This is a genomic window from Cellulomonas sp. Marseille-Q8402, assembly GCF_965119525.1.
The window spans coordinates 465468-480888 of sequence record NZ_CBCPLX010000002.1; the positions used below are offsets into that span (position 1 = coordinate 465468).

Sequence of the window (15421 nt, forward strand, 5' to 3'; positions counted from 1 at the left end):
TAGGCTCGTGCCGTGCCGACCCCCACCGAGCCGTCCGTGACCCCCGCCGCCCGCGTCGTGCTGTTCGCCCGGCCGGGCTGCCACCTGTGCGACGCCGCCCGTGACGTGGTGCGGGACGTGGCGGCCGCCCACGGCGAGACCTGGGCGGAGGTGGACGTCGACGCCGGGGGCACGGCGCCGGACGGCCGCCCGCTGGCCGACGCGTACGGGGAGCTGCTGCCGGTGGTCGAGGTCGACGGCGTGCGCGTCGGCTACTGGCAGATCGACCCCGACCGGCTCGGCGACGCCCTGACCGGCGCGCGGTAGGCCTACCCTGTGGTCGTGCGAGCCCTGCCGCCGACGACCGTCGCCCGCCTCCCGGGATACCTGCGCTCCCTCGGCGGGCTCGCGTCCGAGGGGGTCACCACGACCTCCTCCGACCAGCTCGCCGAGCTCGTGGGTGCGTCCCCCGCCCAGCTGCGCAAGGACCTGTCGTACCTCGGTGCGGGCGGCCGGCGCGGCGTCGGCTACGAGGTGGACCACCTCCGCAAGCAGATCGCGCAGGCCCTCGGCATGGCCGAGGAGCGCCAGGTCGTCATCGTCGGCATCGGCAACCTGGGCCAGGCGCTCGCGAACTACTCCGGCTTCGCGGACCGCGGCTTCGTGCTGGTCGGCCTGTTCGACGCGGACCCGGACCTGGTGGGCACGACCGTCGGCGGGCACGTCGTGCAGCACGTCGACCACCTCGAGAAGGTCGTCGCGGAGGCCGAGGCCAGCATCGCGGTCGTCGCGACGCCGGCGTCCGCCGCGCAGGCCACCACGGACCGCCTCGTCGCGGCGGGCGTGACCGGGGTGCTGAACTTCGCGCCGCGCACCGTGCGGGTGCCGGAGGGCGTGGACGTGCGCGAGGTCGACCTGGGGTCGGAGCTGCAGATCCTCGGCTTCCACGCCCGCCAGCGCTCCACCCGCCCCGACGCGCTCCCCGAGCCGGTCCCCGCGGTCGACTGACCGCGCCGCCGACGCCGGCCCGACGCCGGGCCGGTGTCGGTACGACGAAGGGCCCGATCGCGGCAGGGGGTGCGCGATCGGGCCCTTCGGCTCGGTGGCCCGGTGACCCGGGCGCGAGATCAGGCCTGCTTGATGGCCGAGATCTCGAGGGAGATGACGACCTTGTCGGACACCAGGACGCCGCCGGCCTCGAGGGCCGCGTTCCAGGTGATGCCGAAGTCCTTGCGGGAGATCGTCACGGAGGCGGAGAAGCCGGCGCGCTGGTTGCCGAACGGGTCGGTGGCGGAGCCGCCGAACTCGGTGGCCAGGTCGACCGACTTGGTCACGCCGTTGATGGTGAGGTCGCCGGTGACGACGTAGTCCTCGCCGTCGGTGGCCACGGAGGTCGAGGCGAAGGTCCACTCGCCGAACTTCTCCAGGTCGAAGAAGTCGGCCGACTTGAGGTGGCCGTCGCGGCCCGCGTCGCCGGTGTTGATGGTCGACGGGTCGAGCGCGGCGGTGACGCCGGAGAGCGCGAGGTCCTCGGCGACGGTGATGGTGCCGGAGGTCACCGCGACGGTGCCGCGGACCTTGGAGATGCCTGCGTGGCGGACGGTGAAGGCCGCCTCGGTGTGCGAGGGGTCGATCGTCCAGGTGCCGGCGGTGAGGGCGGTGGGGAGCGTCGTGGTCGACATGAGGTGCCTCCTGCTAGATGGTTGAAGCATCAACTGCGGTTAGTTGAGATTTCTACTACAGTGGCGTCCGCTGCGCAAGGCCGTGGGACGATCAGCGCCCGACGTCACAGCGCGCGCGGAGGAGGACGGCATGGCGAGCACGACCGAGGCGGTGGGGACGACGTCGCAGCACCCGCGGAGCACTCGGACCGACGACGAGGTCCGCTGGCTGTCGGCGGACGAGCAGCGCGCGTGGCGGGCCTACCGCGACGGCACCGCCCGCCTGCTCGACGTCCTGGCGCACGACCTGGAGGAGTCCTCCGGCCTGTCCCTCGGCGAGTACGAGGTGCTGGTCCGGCTCTCCGAGGCGCCGCAGCGCACGCTGCGGATGTCGGAGCTGGCCGGTGAGCTCGCGCACTCCCGGAGCCGCCTGACGCACACCGTCCGCCGCATGGAGGCCGCCGGCCTCGTCGAGCGCGCCCCCTGCCTGGAGGACGCGCGTGGCGTGAACTGCCGGATGACGGAGCACGGCTGGCGGCGGCTGGTCGACGCCGCCCCCGCGCACGTCGAGTCGGTGCGCGCCCGCCTCGTGGACGTGCTGTCGCCTGCGCAGATGCAGGCGCTCGGCGACGCGATGGCGGCCGTCGGCGCGGCGCTCCAGGCCCGGTGCGACGCCGCGGCCGAGGCGGCGGAGGCCCCGGGCCGCTAGCGGTGGGCCCGACCACCCAGGTGGGTTTGCGAGACTGACCCCATGGTCGCCACCACCATCCACCTCATGCGGCACGGTGAGGTCCACAACCCCAGCGGCGTGCTCTACGGGCGTCTCCCCGGGTACCACCTGTCCGAGCGCGGTCAGGAGATGGCCGAGCGCGTCGCCGCGCACGTGTCCGGCGGGCTCGACGCGCCGCGCCGCGACATCACCGTGCTGATCGCCTCCCCGTTGCAGCGCGCCCAGGAGACGATGGCGCCGATCGCCGCCGCCCTCGACCTCCCGGTGCGGACCGACGAGGGGCTGCTCGAGGCGGAGAACCACTTCCAGGGCCTGACGTTCGGCGTCGGCGACGGCTCGCTGCGGCACCCGCGGCACTGGCCGATGCTGGTGAACCCGTTCCGCCCGTCCTGGGGCGAGCCGTACCGCCGGCAGGTCGGGCGGATGCTCGCCGTCGTCGACAGCGCCCGCCAGGCCGCCCGCGGCCACGAGGCGCTGCTCGTCAGCCACCAGCTCCCGATCTGGGTGACCCGGCTCGCCCTCGAGGACCGCCGGCTGTGGCACGACCCGCGCCGCCGGCAGTGCTCGCTCGCGTCGCTGACCAGCCTGGTCTACGAGGACGACCACCTGGTGCGGATCTCCTACACGGAGCCGGCCGCCGACCTGCTGCCCGGCGCCTCCGCCGTGGCGGGCGCATGACCCCGCACCGGAACCGGGCGGGCGCCCTGGCGCTCGCCGTCGGCGCCGTGCTCGCGCTCGCGGGCTGCAGCACCGGCGGCGGGACGGGCGACGACGCCGACGTCACCGACCAGGGCTACGTGTCCGGCGACGGCTCGTTCACCCAGTGGGCCGTCGACGACCGCGAGGGCCCCGTCGAGGTCGCCGGCACGGACTACGCGGGCCAGGCCGTCGACGTGGCGGACTGGCGCGGCGACGTCGTCGTGCTGAACACCTGGTACGCGGCGTGCCCGCCGTGCCGGGAGGAGGCACCCGACCTGGTGGACATCGCGAACGAGTACGCGGACTCCGGCGTGCACCTGCTCGGCATCAACGGGGTCGACGACGCCGGTGCGGCCGAGCCGTTCCAGAACGGCTTCGACGTGCCCTACCCGAGCATCGACGACCGCGACAAGCACGCCATCGCCGCGCTGCAGGGCATCGTCCCGATCCAGGCGACGCCGACGACGGTCGTGCTGGACCGCGAGGGCAAGGTCGCCGCGCGGATCGTCGGGCTGGCCGAGGGGTCGACCCTGCGCGCGCTGGTCGACGAGGTGCTGGCCGAGGACGCCGCGTGACCCTCGCCGACGTGGGGGAGTCGTTCGCGCAGGCCGCGACGTCCGGGTCGCTGATCGCCGCCGTGCCGGTGGCGGTGCTGGCCGGGCTGGTGTCGTTCGCGTCGCCGTGCGTGCTGCCGCTCGTGCCCGCCTACGTCGGCTACGTCGGCGGCATGTCCGCCGCGTCGGCGCCGACCCCGTCGCGGCGGCCGCGCGTCGCCGCCGGCACGCCCGGGCTCGACCTCGCCGCGAACCTCCCCGCGCAGCCCGCCCTGACCCGCGCCGAGGAGCCGCCCGCCCCGGCGTCCCGCGGCCGCCTGGTGCTCGGCGTGCTGCTGTTCGTCGCCGGGTTCACCGCGGTGTTCCTGGCGTACGGCTCGCTCGCAGGCACGCTCGGGTCGTTCCTGCTGCGCTGGCAGGACCCGGTGTCCCGGGTGCTCGGCGTCGGCGTGCTGGTGATGGGGCTCGCGTTCCTCGGCGTCCTGCCGTTCTTCCAGCAGGACCGCCGGCCGCTGCTCGCGCCGCGCGCGGGCCTGTGGGGCGCGCCCGTGCTCGGCGTGACGTTCGGCATCGGCTGGACGCCCTGCATCGGCCCGACGCTCGCCGCGATCCTCCTGCTGTCGCTCGACGGCGGGTCCGCCGGCCGCGGCGCGCTGCTCGCGCTCGCGTTCTGCGCCGGCCTGGGCCTGCCGTTCGTCGCCGTGGCGCTCGGGCTGCAGCGCAGCCGCCGCGCGCTCGACTGGCTCGCCCGGCACCGCCTCGCGGTGATGCGCGTCGGCGGCGCCCTCCTGCTCCTGCTCGGGGCCGCCCTGGTCACCGGGCTCTGGTCCACCTGGGCGACCTGGCTGCAGGGCCTGCTCACCGGTGCCGGTCCCTTCGTCCCGGCGGTATGAGATGACGCACGACCGACCCACGACCGACCCCGCGCCCCGCGGCTACACGCCCGAGGGGCTCGAGGACGCGTTCAGCGCGGGCGCCCCGGCGACCCCTGCCCCGGCGGCTCCGGGCGAGGCCCCGCAGCTGCCGTCGCTGGGCGTCGTCGGCTGGCTGCGCTGGGGCTGGCGCCAGCTGACCTCGATGCGCGTCGCCCTGCTGCTGCTCATGCTGCTCGCCGTCGCCGCCGTGCCGGGCACGATCTTCCCGCAGCGCGCGCAGGACCCGGACCGCGTCGCGACGTACCTGGTCGACCACCCCGACCTCGGGCCGCTGCTCGACCGGCTCGGGTTCTTCGGCGTGTACTCGTCGGTCTGGTTCTCGGCCATCTACCTGCTGCTGTTCGTCTCGCTGGTGGGCTGCATCCTGCCGCGCAGCCGCACCCACCTGCGGGCGATGCGGGGCCGGCCGCCCCGCGCGCCGCGGCGGTTCGACCGGTTCCCGGCGCAGGCGTCCCTGGAGGTCGACGGCACCCCGCAGGAGGTCGCCGAGCGCGCCGCGGTCGCCCTGGGTGGCCCCCGCTGGTGGCGGCGGTTCCGGGTCGACGTCACGGACGAGGGCCGCGGCACCTGGAGCGTCGCCGCCGAGCGCGGCTACCTCCGCGAGACCGGCAACCTCGTGTTCCACCTGGCGCTGGTCGGCCTGCTGGTCTCGGTCGCGACCGGCCAGCTGCTGCACTACCGCGGGCAGGCGATCCTCGTCGAGGGCCGCGCGTTCGCGAACACCCAGAGCGACTACGACACGTTCGAGTCCGGGGCGGGCTTCTCGGCCGCCTCCCTGTCGCCGTTCGCGCTGCGGCTCGACTCGTTCGACTCGGAGTTCGACCCCGAGACGCTGCAGTCCCGCGACTTCACGGCGCACGTCACGATCACGGAGCCCGGCGGCGAGCCCGCCGCGACCACGATCAAGGTGAACCACCCGATCGAGACGGGCGGCGCCAAGGTCTACCTGCAGGGCAACGGCTACGCGCCGCAGGTCACCGTGCGGGACGCCGTCGGCGAGGTCGTCTTCGCGGGCGCCGTGCCGTTCCTCCCGCAGGACCAGGTGTACACGTCGCAAGGGGTCATCAAGGTGCCCGACGTGACGTCCGGGCCGCAGATCGGCCTGCAGGGCGTGCTGCTGCCGACGGCCGAGGAGGTCGCCGACGGCATCTACCGCTCCGTCGACCCGCAGCCGACCGACCCGCTGCTCGCGCTCGCCGTGTGGACCGGCGACCTGGGCCTGGACGACGGCATCCCGCAGAACGTCTACCAGCTCGACGAGTCCGGCCTCACGCAGGAGGTCACCGAGGACGGCACCCCGGTGACGCTCTACGCGCGGCCCGGGGAGACCGTCGACCTGCCCGGCGGGCTCGGCACGCTCACCTTCGACGCGCTGCCGCGGTTCGTGGCGCTGGACCTGCGGCACGACCCGTCGCTCGGGTGGGTCCTCACGTTCGCGCTGCTCGCGCTCGCCGGGCTCGGCGCGTCGCTGTTCGTCCCCCGGCGCCGGGTCTGGGTGCGGGTGCGTCCCGCCGCCTCGGGGGCGGCCTCCGGGGAGGACGAAGGTCCCGGGGCAGGCCGTACAGTGGTCACCGCCGCTGCGCTGGCGCGCGGCGACGACGTGGGCCTGCAGGCGGAGCTCGACCGGGCGCTGGACCGGCTGCGGGGCGGGAGCCTCCCCGACGTCGACAGGCCCACCGGCCGGACCGGAAGGTAAGAGACATGGCACTCGGCGACATCAGCACCCTGCTCGTGTGGGGGGCGGCGACGGCGTTCACGATCGCCCTGATCGCGTACTCGGTCGCGCTGGCGCGCATCGCCGACGCCTCGACCGCCGAGCACCGGCGCGAGCGGGCCGCGAAGCTCGCCGCCGCCCAGGAGGCCCGCGCGCAGACGCGTGCGGCCGTCGGCGCGGGCGGCCCGGCCGGCCTCGTGGTCCCCGCCGGCGACGACGTGACCGACGCGCCGCCCGCCCGCTCCGGCCGGATCGACGACGCCGAGCCCGAGCGCCCGATGACGGCGTCCGCGGCCACCACCGGCATCGCCCGGTCCACCACCTACCTCGGCATCCTGCTGCTGCTGGCCGGCATCGTGCTGCGCGGCGTCGCCGCCGGGCGCTGGCCCACCGCCAACATGTACGAGTTCACCCTGGTCGGCACGTTCGTCGCGGCGGTCGTGCTCGCCGTGGTGCAGCGCAAGCGCGTGATCCCGTTCCTCGGCGTCGCCGTCATGGGCATCGGGGTCCTGGCGCTGGTGCTCGGCCTCAACGCGTTCTACGTCCGGGCCGACGCCGTCCAGCCCGCGCTGCAGAGCTACTGGCTGATCATCCACGTCGGCGTCGCCATCGCCGCGACCGGCATCTTCACCGTCGCGTTCGCCACCGCGGTGCTGCAGGTGCTGCAGGACGGCCGCGAGACCGGCCGGTCGCACCTCGACCACCCGTGGCGCAGCGCCGACGGCCTGCGCCGGGCGTTCTCCCGCTGGCGCGTCACCGGCCCGGCGTGGTCGTGGCTGCGCACGGTGCCGTCCGCCCGTCAGCTCGAGGCGCTGTCGTTCCGGCTGAACGCCATCGGCTTCGTGCTGTGGACCTTCACGCTCATCGGCGGCGCGATCTGGGCCGAGCACGCGTGGGGCCGCTACTGGGGCTGGGACCCCAAGGAGGTCGGCACCTTCGTCGCCTGGGTCGTGTACGCGGCGTACCTGCACGCCCGCACCACCCGCGGCTGGGCCGGACGGAAGGCGGCGTACTTCGTCTACGTCGGCTACGCGGTCGTGCTGGCGAACTTCACGGTGGTCAACCTGTTCGTCCAGGGGAAGCACTCGTACTCGGGCCTCTGAGCCCACGGCGCGGGCTCAGGTCTCGGCAGCGCTGAGCCGACCTGGGCGGCGCGGGGCCGCTCTCGCCACCTCCGAGTCGGCGGCGCCGGACCGGGCGTCAGCCGCGGGTGCCGTCGTCCGGGACGTCGCCGTTGGAGCCGTCCTCGCGCTGCCGGTCGCGCTCGCGCCGGATGCGCTCCTGCTCGAGCCGCCAGAGGAACTCCGGGTCGTCGTCCGGGGCGAGGGGGCCGCTGCGTCGCGGGCCGCTGGGTCCGCCGCCGCCGGGGCGCCCCGTCGCGGGTCCGGCGCCGCCGGCCGCACGCGCGGCGCGGCTGGACAGGATCCAGGACACCGCGCCCACGACCGGCACGAGGGCGATGAGCAACCAGGCCCCGCGGGGGATGCCGCGGCGCGCCCGGTCGTCGCTCGTGGCGATGTCGGCCAGGGCGTACACCGCCAGGCCGATGATCACGAGGAAGAACAGCGCGCGAGCCATGCGGTCCAGCCTAACCAGGGCCGGCGAGCGGGGCCGACCGGCGGCCGACCGGCAGCCGACCGACGCAGTGCCCGGCGCTCAGCGGGGCGGCTTACCCTGGGGGCGTGCCCGTCGTGACCTACTCCCTGCTGCGCCTCGCCCTGTTCGTGGTGGCGCTCGTCGTCTTCGTCGGGCTCGGGACGGGCTGGCTGCTCGGGGTGGTGCTGGCCGCGCTGGCGGCGGCGCTGCTGTCCTACGTGCTGCTCCGCGGCTACCGCGACCGCGCGGCGCTGTGGCTCCAGCAGCGGTCCGAGGCGCGCGGCGACCGGCCGCGGCTGTCCCGCCGGGCGACGGCGGACGCCGCGGAGGAGGACGCCGAGGTCGACGCGGCGGAGCGTGACGGCGGCGGCCCCGGCCGCGCCGTCTGACCCTCAGACCGCCAGGCCGAGCCCGAGCAGCACGCCGAACGCGAGCTCGTACATCCCCGTACCTGCCAGCACCGGCACGAGCGCGATCCCGCGCGCCCCGACCAGCACCGTGAACGCCAGCACCCCGGCGGGCAGCGCGAGCAGGATCACCACGAGGGCCCACGGGTTGGCGAACGCGCAGACGACGCCGAGCAGCACCGGCAGCACGACCATCACGGCGTAGGCGTGCCGGGCCCGGCGCTCGCCCAGCCGCACCGCGAGCGTCCGCTTGCCGACCAGGGAGTCGGTGGGGACGTCGCGCAGGTTGTTGACCATGAGGAGCGCGCAGGCGATGAGGCCGATGGCGACGGCGCCGACCCACGCGGGCCAGGTGAGCCGGCCGGCCTGGGTGTAGGTCGTCCCGAGGACGGCGACCAGGCCGAAGAACACGAAGACGCCGACCTCGCCGAGGCCGGCGTAGCCGTAGGGCCGCTTCCCGCCGGTGTAGTACCAGGCGGCCAGGACGCAGAGGACGCCCACGGCGAGCAGCCACCACTGGCCGGTCAGCCCGACCAGCGCGAGCCCGAGCAGCCCGGCGACGCCGAACGCGGCGAACGCGGCGAGCTTCACGGTCTGCGGCCGCGCGATCCCGCTGGCGGTGAGGCGGAGCGGGCCCACGCGCTCGGTGTCCGTGCCGCGGACGCCGTCGGAGTAGTCGTTGGCGTAGTTCACGCCGACCTGCAGCGCGAGCGCGACGCCGAGCGCGAGCAGCGCCCGGCCGAGGTGCGCGGAGTCGATCTGCGCGGCGGCGCCCGTGCCGACGAGCACCGGGGCGGCGGCGGCGGGCAGGGTGCGCGGACGCGCTCCGGCGATCCACTCGGACGGGGTGGCCATGGTGCTCCTGTCGTGCGTCCGCGACCGGTCGCGGGTGGGTGGGGCTGGGGTGTGACGCTACCCGCGGGGCGCGTCGGGCGCGTGACCCGCACGGCCGAGCCGGGCGGTGGCGAGCGCGGCGGCGGCCCGGCGGTCGGGCTTGCCGGGCCCGCGCAGCGGCAGCGCGTCGACCAGGACCAGGTGCCGCGGGGCCGCGGGCCCGCCCAGCCCCGACGCCGCCGCCGCGTGCAAGTCCGCGAGCTCCGGGTCGGGCGTGCCCGGCACCGGCACGACGACGGCCACCAGCGCCTGCCCCCACTCCGGGTCCGGCACGCCGACGACGAGCACCTCCGCCACGCCGGGGCGCTCGGCGAGGAGGCGCTCGACCGCGGCGGGCGGCACCTTCACCCCGCCGGTGACGAGCACGTCGTCGGCGCGGCCCAGCACCTCCAGCCGGCGTGGGTGGTCGCCGGTCCACCGGCCGAGGTCGCTGGTGAGCAGCCGGCGCACGCCGTCCCGGACCTCGAACAGCTCCGCGTCCAGGTCCGGGCGCCCGCGGTAGCCGGCGGCGAGCACCGGCCCGCCGAGGGCGATGCGCCCGTCGGCCCGCACGTCCACGGTCACGCCGGTCAGCGGGACCCCGTCGTACACGCAGCCGCCGCAGGTCTCGGACATGCCGTACGTCGTGACGACCCGGGCACCGGCCTCCTGCGCACGCCCGACCAGGCCCGCGGGGCTCGCCGCGCCACCCAGCAGCACGGCGTCGAAGGCGGCCAGCGCGTCCCGGCCGGCTGCCGACCCGAGCAGCCGGTGCACCTGCGTCGGCACCAGCGACGTGTAGCGCGGGCCGGGGGCGTCGGGCATCGAGGCGACGGCGTCGGCGAACGCGTCGGGGCGGAACGGCCCGGTCAGCACGGCCGGCGCCGTGCCCGCGAGGACCGACCGCGCGAGCACCTGCAGCCCGGCGACGTGCGTGGGCGGCACGGCCAGCAGCCAGCGGCCGTGCCCGGACAACCGGTCCGCGGTCGCCTCGCCGGAGGCGCGCAGGGCCGTGGCGGTGAGCATGACCTCGCGCGGCGCACCGGTGGAGCCGGACGTGCGGACCAGCAGGGCGACGTCGTCGCCCACGGTGCCGGCGTCTGCCGCGTCTGCCGCGTCCGGCGAGCCCGCCTCGACCGGGAGCACCGCCGGCCCCGACCCGTCCAGCGCGGCGGCCAGCGCGGCCGTCAGCGCGGCGATCTCGCCCGGGGCCGGCGCGGGGGTGACGGGGACGACGCGGACGGGGCGGTTCACCTCGTCAGCCTAGGTCGCCCGTAGAGTGTCGCGGGACGCGCGGGGGAACGCACCGCGCAGCAGGCGGTACGGAGGGTTCGGCACACATGGTCCACACCACCAGGCGGCAGCTCCGGCGCGCCGCGGGTCTGGCGGTCGCGGCGGCGCTGCTCGTCGCCGGCTGCTCGCAGGGCGACCAGCCCGCACCCGACGCGTCGACCGTCGCGCCGACGCTCGAGCCGCAGAAGGCCGCCGCCCCCGAGCCGGTGGTCCCGCCCACCTGGCCGCTGACGGGCGTCGCGGGCGAGATCGCGAACCGCCCGGCGCTGGCCGTGAAGATCGAGAACACCGCGACGGCCCGCCCGCAGTCCGGCCTGGACCAGGCGGACGTCGTGTGGGAGACCATCGTCGAGTTCGACGTGTCCCGGTTCGTCGCGGTGTGGCACTCGCAGCTGCCGGGCGAGGTCGGCCCGGTGCGCTCGGTGCGCCCGATGGACCCCGACATCGTGTCGCCGCTGAACGGCCTGCTCACGTTCTCGGGCGGCCAGCCGGGCATCCTCGCGCTGGTGGCGGCGAGCCCGACCCAGGTGATCAGCCACGACGCCGGCGCGGCCGGGCTGTACCGGGTGGGCACGCGCTCCGCCCCGCACAACGTCTACGCCGACCCGGCAGCGCTGCTGGCGCAGGCCGACGCGAACCACCAGGCGAGCCCGGGGGAGCAGTTCGCGTTCGCCCGGTCCGCCGAGCGTGCGACCGCCGTCGTGGCGGGCACCCCGGCGACGACCCTGGCGTTCGACCTGTCGAGCCAGTCGAAGCCGTCCTGGACCTGGAACGGCACGACCTGGGACCGCTCGGAGGGCACGACCCCCGCGACGGCCGCGTCCGGTGCCCGGCTGACCGCGACCAACGTCGTGTCGATCGTGGCCGAGCACCCCGGCACCCCGTTCGGCGCGCAGAACGGCGCGATCGTCCCGACCTACAACCTGGTCGGCTCGGGCGACGGCACGCTGGCGAGCGGCGGGAAGACGATCCCGGTGCGCTGGCAGAAGGACTCGCGCGACGCCCCGATGCAGCTGTTCACCGCCGACGGCGCCCCCGCGCTGCTGTCGCCGGGGAACACCTGGGTCGAGCTGGTCCCCGCCGGCACGGGCTCGCTCGCGATCAGCTGAGCCGCGCCGGCCCGCGAGGGCCCGAGCGGGCTCAGTACGCGTACGGGAACCGGCTCCAGTCGGGGTCGCGGCGCTCGAGGAACGCGTCGCGCCCCTCGACGGCCTCGTCGGTCATGTACGCCAGGCGGGTCGCCTCGCCGGCGAAGACCTGCTGCCCCGCCAGGCCGTCGTCCGCGAGGTTGAACGCGAACTTCAGCATCCGGATCGCCTGCGGCGACTTGGTCGCGATGATCCGCGCGTACTCCAGCGCCGTCTCCTCGAGCCGGGCGTGGTCGACGACCTCGTTGACCGCGCCCCAGGCCAGCGCCTGCTCGGCCGAGTACTCGCGCGCCAGGAAGAAGATCTCCCGGGCCACCTTCTGGCCGACCTGCCGGGCCAGCAGCGCGGACCCGTACCCGCCGTCGAAGGAGCCGACGTTCGCGTCGGTCTGCATGAACCGGGCGTGCTCGCGGGAGGCGATGGTCAGGTCGGCGACGACGTGCAGCGAGTGCCCGCCGCCCGCGGCCCAGCCGTTGACGACGGCGACGACGACCTTGGGCATCGTCCGGATGAGGCGCTGCACCTCGAGGACGTGCAGCCGGCCGGCGCGGGCGGGGTCGATGTGGTCCGCGGTCTCCGCGTCGGTGGACTCGGTGTAGCGGTAGCCGTCCCGTCCGCGGATCCGCTGGTCCCCGCCGGAGCAGAAGGCGTGGCCGCCGTCCTTGGGGCTCGGGCCGTTGCCGGTGAGCAGCACGGTGCCGACGTCGGAGGTCATCCGGGCGTGGTCGAGGACGCGGTACAGCTCGTCGACGGTGTGCGGCCGGAACGCGTTGCGCACCTCCGGCCGGTCGAACGCCACGCGCACCACCGGCAGGTCGCGGGTGCCGTCGCCGGTCCGGGCGACGCCCCGGTGGTAGGTGAGGTCCGTCAGGTCCTCGAACCCGGTGACCGTGCGCCACCGGTTCGGGTCGAAGGTGTCGGAGACGCGCGGGGGCAGCTGGTCGGTCACGGTGCCCAGCGTAGGGCGGGCCCGTGCCCGTACGCTGACCAGGTGCACGTCTACGCGATCCCCCTGCGGACGCGCTTCCGCAGGATCACCGTGCGCGAGGGCGTCCTCGTCCAGGGGGACGCCGGCTGGGGCGAGTTCAGCCCGTTCTGGGACTACGACGCCCCCGAGTCCGCCTCCTGGTGGCGCGCGACGCGGGAGGCGGCCGACGACGGCTGGCCCGCGCCGGTCCGCGACCGCGTGCCCGTGAACGTCACCGTCCCCGCCGTCGGCCCCGACGCGGCCCGCGCGATCGTCCTGGCGTCGGGCGGCTGCACCACCGCCAAGGTGAAGGTCGCCGAGCCCGGGCAGAGCGCCGTCGAGGAGGCCGACCGCCTCGCCGCCGTCCGCGACGCCCTCGGCCCGGGCGGGTCGATCCGCATCGACGCGAACGCCGCCTGGGACGTGGACACCGCCGTCGACCGCCTCCGGGTGCTGGACCGCGCCGCCCGCGGGCTCGAGTACGCCGAGCAGCCCGTCGCCTCGGTGCGCGACCTGGCCCGGGTCCGCCGGGCCACGCACGTGCCGATCGCCGCCGACGAGTCGATCCGCCGCGCCGAGGACCCGATGGCCGTCGTCCGGGCCGAGGCCGCGGACGTCGTGGTGCTCAAGGTGCAGCCGCTCGGCGGCGTGCGGGCCTGCCTCGAGCTGGCGGAGCAGGTCGGCCTGCCGGTCGTCGTGTCGTCCGCGCTGGAGTCGTCGGTCGGCCTGGCGGCGGGCGTCGCGCTGGCCGCCGCGCTGCCGGAGCTGCCGTACGCCTGCGGGCTCGCGACGGCGCAGCTGTTCACCGACGACGTCGTCGACGCGCCGCTGCTGCCCGTCGACGGGGCGCTGTCCGCCGCCGCCGCGCGCGCCGTCGTGCCGAGCCCGCGGCGGCTCGCGGCGACCGCCGCCGACGAGGCGACCGCGGCACGCTGGGCCGAGCGGCTCGCGGCCGTGCGGGAGGTCGGGCGATGACCACCCCGACCGGTCCCCGCGGCCCCGTGCGCGGCGCGCCGGCCCCGCAGGCCGCCCGCGTCCTCGTCCAGGAGCTCGCGGCCCACGGCGTCCGGGACGTCGTGCTGGCGCCCGGCTCGCGCAGCGCCCCGCTGGCCTACGCGCTGGCCGAGGCGGCGCTGCCCGCCGCCGACCGTCCCGCCGGTGCCCCCGGCGTCCGGCTGCACGTCCGCGTCGACGAGCGGTCCGCGGGCTTCCTCGCCCTCGGGCTCGCGCGCGCCGCCGCCGCCGACGGCAGCCCCCGGCCGGTCGCGGTGGTGACCACCTCCGGGACCGCCGTCGCGAACCTGCACCCGGCCGTGCTGGAGGCGCACCACGCGGGTGTCCCGCTGCTGCTGCTGACCGCCGACCGCCCGCACGAGCTGCGCGGCACCGGCGCGAACCAGACGACCGTCCAGCCCGGGATCTTCGGTCCGGCGACCCGCCTGGAGGCCGACGTGCCCGCGCCGTCCGGCCGGCCCGGGGAGGACCGCGACCTGCGGCACCTGGTCGCGCGTGCCGTCACCGCCGCGCTCGGCGCCCGGACCGGCGACCCCGGACCGGTGCACCTGGACCTGGCCTACCGCGAGGCGCTGACCCCCGGCCCCGAGCCGTGGCCGTCGACCGCCGGGACCGTGCCGGGCCGGGTCGAGGTGGCCGGTCGCCGGACCGCCGAGGTCGCCGTGGGTGCGGGCGTGCCCGCGCGGGCCGAGCTGCCGGGTCCGGTCGTGGTCGTCGCCGGCGACGGTGCCGGACCCGACGCCCGCCGGCTGGCCGAGGCCGCGGGCTGGCCCCTGCTCGCCGAGCCGTCCTCGGGCGCCCGGGGCGGGCCGAACGCGCCGGCGGCCTACCGGATGCTGCTCGGTGACGCCGCGCTGGGCGGGCGGGTGCGCTCCGTCGTGCTGCTCGGGCGGCCGACGCTGTCCCGGCCGGTGTCCGTGCTGCTCGGGCGGGACGACGTCGACCTCACGGTGATCGCCCCCGCCGGGTCCGGCTGGCCCGACGCGGGCCGGTCCGCCGACCGGGTGCTCCCCGCCGTCCCCGCCGCCTGGCTCGACGGCCCCGCCGACGACCGCGCGTGGCTCGAGGCGTGGCAGCGCGCCGACGTCGCGGCCGGCGCGGCGCTCGACGCGCTGCTCGAGGAGGACCCCGCCGCGCCACCCACGCGCAGCACGCCGCCGCTCACCGGCCCGCGCGCCGTCCGCGCCGTCGCCGACGCGTGCCTGCCGTCCGACGTGCTGGTGGTCGGCTCGTCCAACCCGGTGCGCGACCTCGACCTCGTGGCGCGCTGGGCGGAGCCGCCGGTGGTGCTGGCCAACCGCGGGCTCGCGGGGATCGACGGCATGCTGTCGACCGCGGCCGGCGTCGCGCTCGGGCTGCCCCGCCGCCGGGTGCGCGCGCTCGTGGGCGACCTGACCTTCCTGCACGACGTCGGCGGCCTGCTGCGCCTCACGACGGAGCCGGAGGTCGATCTGCAGGTCGTCGTCCTCAACGACGCCGGCGGGTCCATCTTCGCCACCCTCGAGCACGGGGCACCGGAGCGGGCCGCGACCTTCGAGCGGGTGTTCGGCACGCCGCACGCGGTCGACGTCGCCGCCCTCTGCGCCGGGTACGGGGTGCGGCACGTCCGGGTCTCCGACGTGCCCGCGCTGGCCGCGGCGCTCGCGGCACCGGGGACCGGCACGTCCGTCGTGGAGGTGCGCGTCGACCGCGCGGACCGGCGCGGCCTGGGCGAGCGGCTCGCCGCCGCGGTGCGGGAGGCGGTGCGCGCCCCGGGCGCGGACGGCTGAGGCGGCCGGCGGGTTCCATCGCGGATTCGCAGCGGACTCCCAGGTTCTGCCGAGCGTCGTTCCAGGGGCGCGGGGTCGAATA

General features: G+C 76.5%; 17 protein-coding genes. 12 read left to right on the top strand and 5 right to left on the bottom strand.

From position 1 onward, the window contains the following. The first annotated feature begins 12 nt into the window (after positions 1-12). The gene (locus tag ACWPWW_RS13130) at positions 13-306 is read left to right on the top strand and encodes a glutaredoxin family protein (protein WP_454050814.1); all 294 of its coding nucleotides are present in this window, start codon (positions 13-15) and stop codon (positions 304-306) included. A 15-nt stretch (positions 307-321) separates the two neighbouring features. Further along, complete coding sequence (locus ACWPWW_RS13135; protein WP_454050815.1) at positions 322-987, top strand: redox-sensing transcriptional repressor Rex; 666 nt, start codon at positions 322-324, stop codon at positions 985-987. Between the two features lie 119 nt (positions 988-1106). On the opposite strand, the gene ACWPWW_RS13140 is transcribed toward ACWPWW_RS13135, so the two are convergent. Beyond that, positions 1107-1661 carry a YceI family protein gene (locus ACWPWW_RS13140; RefSeq protein ID WP_454050816.1) on the bottom strand — a complete coding sequence of 185 codons (555 nt, stop codon included), beginning with the start codon at positions 1659-1661 and terminating at the stop codon, positions 1107-1109. A gap of 130 nt (positions 1662-1791) precedes the next feature. Here ACWPWW_RS13140 and ACWPWW_RS13145 point away from each other — a divergent pair, with 130 nt between their 5' ends. Genes ACWPWW_RS13145 through ccsB form a run of 6 tightly spaced genes read left to right on the top strand, consistent with a single transcriptional unit; the run spans position 1792 to position 7375 of the window. Then, positions 1792-2349, top strand: coding sequence for a MarR family winged helix-turn-helix transcriptional regulator (locus ACWPWW_RS13145; protein WP_454050817.1), 558 nt, complete (start codon positions 1792-1794; stop codon positions 2347-2349). 42 nt (positions 2350-2391) lie between these two features. Next, positions 2392-3048: a histidine phosphatase family protein gene (locus ACWPWW_RS13150; protein ID WP_454050818.1), complete on the top strand. Its 657-nt coding sequence runs from the start codon at positions 2392-2394 to the stop codon at positions 3046-3048. Further along, positions 3045-3644, top strand: coding sequence for a TlpA family protein disulfide reductase (locus ACWPWW_RS13155; RefSeq protein WP_454050819.1), 600 nt, complete (start codon positions 3045-3047; stop codon positions 3642-3644). Before ACWPWW_RS13150 ends, ACWPWW_RS13155 begins: the two co-directional genes overlap by 4 nt. Next, on the top strand, positions 3641-4516 hold the full coding sequence (locus tag ACWPWW_RS13160) for a cytochrome c biogenesis CcdA family protein (protein WP_454050820.1): 876 nt from the start codon (positions 3641-3643) through the stop codon (positions 4514-4516). The genes ACWPWW_RS13155 and ACWPWW_RS13160 overlap by 4 nt, the downstream gene beginning before the upstream one ends. A gap of 1 nt (position 4517) precedes the next feature. Beyond that, positions 4518-6254: a cytochrome c biogenesis protein ResB gene (resB, locus tag ACWPWW_RS13165; RefSeq protein ID WP_454050821.1), complete on the top strand. Its 1737-nt coding sequence runs from the start codon at positions 4518-4520 to the stop codon at positions 6252-6254. Positions 6255-6259: 5 nt separating this feature from the next. After that, entirely contained in the window at positions 6260-7375 is a 1116-nt protein-coding gene (gene ccsB, locus ACWPWW_RS13170) for a c-type cytochrome biogenesis protein CcsB (protein WP_454050822.1), read from the top strand. A 97-nt stretch (positions 7376-7472) separates the two neighbouring features. On the opposite strand, the gene ACWPWW_RS13175 is transcribed toward ccsB, so the two are convergent. Next, positions 7473-7850: a PLDc N-terminal domain-containing protein gene (locus tag ACWPWW_RS13175; RefSeq protein WP_454050823.1), complete on the bottom strand. Its 378-nt coding sequence runs from the start codon at positions 7848-7850 to the stop codon at positions 7473-7475. Positions 7851-7954: 104 nt separating this feature from the next. Here ACWPWW_RS13175 and ACWPWW_RS13180 point away from each other — a divergent pair, with 104 nt between their 5' ends. After that, positions 7955-8257 (top strand): DUF4229 domain-containing protein, encoded by a 303-nt coding sequence (locus ACWPWW_RS13180; RefSeq protein WP_454050824.1) that lies wholly within the window; start codon positions 7955-7957, stop codon positions 8255-8257. Between the two features lie 3 nt (positions 8258-8260). On the opposite strand, the gene ACWPWW_RS13185 is transcribed toward ACWPWW_RS13180, so the two are convergent. Together ACWPWW_RS13185 and menE are read right to left on the bottom strand one after the other, a co-directional pair. After that, positions 8261-9130, bottom strand: coding sequence for a 1,4-dihydroxy-2-naphthoate polyprenyltransferase (locus ACWPWW_RS13185; protein ID WP_454050825.1), 870 nt, complete (start codon positions 9128-9130; stop codon positions 8261-8263). Between the two features lie 57 nt (positions 9131-9187). Next, positions 9188-10402: an o-succinylbenzoate--CoA ligase gene (gene menE / locus ACWPWW_RS13190; protein WP_454050826.1), complete on the bottom strand. Its 1215-nt coding sequence runs from the start codon at positions 10400-10402 to the stop codon at positions 9188-9190. Between the two features lie 86 nt (positions 10403-10488). On the opposite strand from menE, the gene ACWPWW_RS13195 reads away from it, so the two are divergent. After that, the gene (locus ACWPWW_RS13195) at positions 10489-11550 is read left to right on the top strand and encodes a DUF3048 domain-containing protein (protein WP_454050827.1); all 1062 of its coding nucleotides are present in this window, start codon (positions 10489-10491) and stop codon (positions 11548-11550) included. A 31-nt stretch (positions 11551-11581) separates the two neighbouring features. On the opposite strand, the gene ACWPWW_RS13200 is transcribed toward ACWPWW_RS13195, so the two are convergent. Further along, complete coding sequence (locus ACWPWW_RS13200) at positions 11582-12538, bottom strand: 1,4-dihydroxy-2-naphthoyl-CoA synthase (protein ID WP_454050828.1); 957 nt, start codon at positions 12536-12538, stop codon at positions 11582-11584. A gap of 42 nt (positions 12539-12580) precedes the next feature. Here ACWPWW_RS13200 and ACWPWW_RS13205 point away from each other — a divergent pair, with 42 nt between their 5' ends. Together ACWPWW_RS13205 and menD are read left to right on the top strand one after the other, a co-directional pair. Then, positions 12581-13531 carry an o-succinylbenzoate synthase gene (locus tag ACWPWW_RS13205; protein WP_454050829.1) on the top strand — a complete coding sequence of 317 codons (951 nt, stop codon included), beginning with the start codon at positions 12581-12583 and terminating at the stop codon, positions 13529-13531. Then, positions 13528-15339 carry a 2-succinyl-5-enolpyruvyl-6-hydroxy-3-cyclohexene-1-carboxylic-acid synthase gene (menD, locus tag ACWPWW_RS13210; protein WP_454050830.1) on the top strand — a complete coding sequence of 604 codons (1812 nt, stop codon included), beginning with the start codon at positions 13528-13530 and terminating at the stop codon, positions 15337-15339. The genes ACWPWW_RS13205 and menD overlap by 4 nt, the downstream gene beginning before the upstream one ends. The last annotated feature ends 82 nt before the right edge of the window (positions 15340-15421 follow it).

Bases quoted from the DNA above. Each gene is read 5' to 3' on its own strand.
- ACWPWW_RS13140 (WP_454050816.1), bottom strand. From the start codon at position 1,661: ATGTCGACCACGACGCTCCCCACCGCCCTCACCGCCGGCACCTGGACG.
- ACWPWW_RS13145 (WP_454050817.1), top strand. From the start codon at position 1,792: ATGGCGAGCACGACCGAGGCGGTGGGGACGACGTCGCAGCACCCGCGG.
- ACWPWW_RS13150 (WP_454050818.1), top strand. From the start codon at position 2,392: ATGGTCGCCACCACCATCCACCTCATGCGGCACGGTGAGGTCCACAAC.
- ACWPWW_RS13155 (WP_454050819.1), top strand. From the start codon at position 3,045: ATGACCCCGCACCGGAACCGGGCGGGCGCCCTGGCGCTCGCCGTCGGC.
- resB (WP_454050821.1), top strand. From the start codon at position 4,518: ATGACGCACGACCGACCCACGACCGACCCCGCGCCCCGCGGCTACACG.
- ccsB (WP_454050822.1), top strand. From the start codon at position 6,260: ATGGCACTCGGCGACATCAGCACCCTGCTCGTGTGGGGGGCGGCGACG.
- ACWPWW_RS13175 (WP_454050823.1), bottom strand. From the start codon at position 7,850: ATGGCTCGCGCGCTGTTCTTCCTCGTGATCATCGGCCTGGCGGTGTAC.
- ACWPWW_RS13185 (WP_454050825.1), bottom strand. From the start codon at position 9,130: ATGGCCACCCCGTCCGAGTGGATCGCCGGAGCGCGTCCGCGCACCCTG.
- ACWPWW_RS13195 (WP_454050827.1), top strand. From the start codon at position 10,489: ATGGTCCACACCACCAGGCGGCAGCTCCGGCGCGCCGCGGGTCTGGCG.
- menD (WP_454050830.1), top strand. From the start codon at position 13,528: ATGACCACCCCGACCGGTCCCCGCGGCCCCGTGCGCGGCGCGCCGGCC.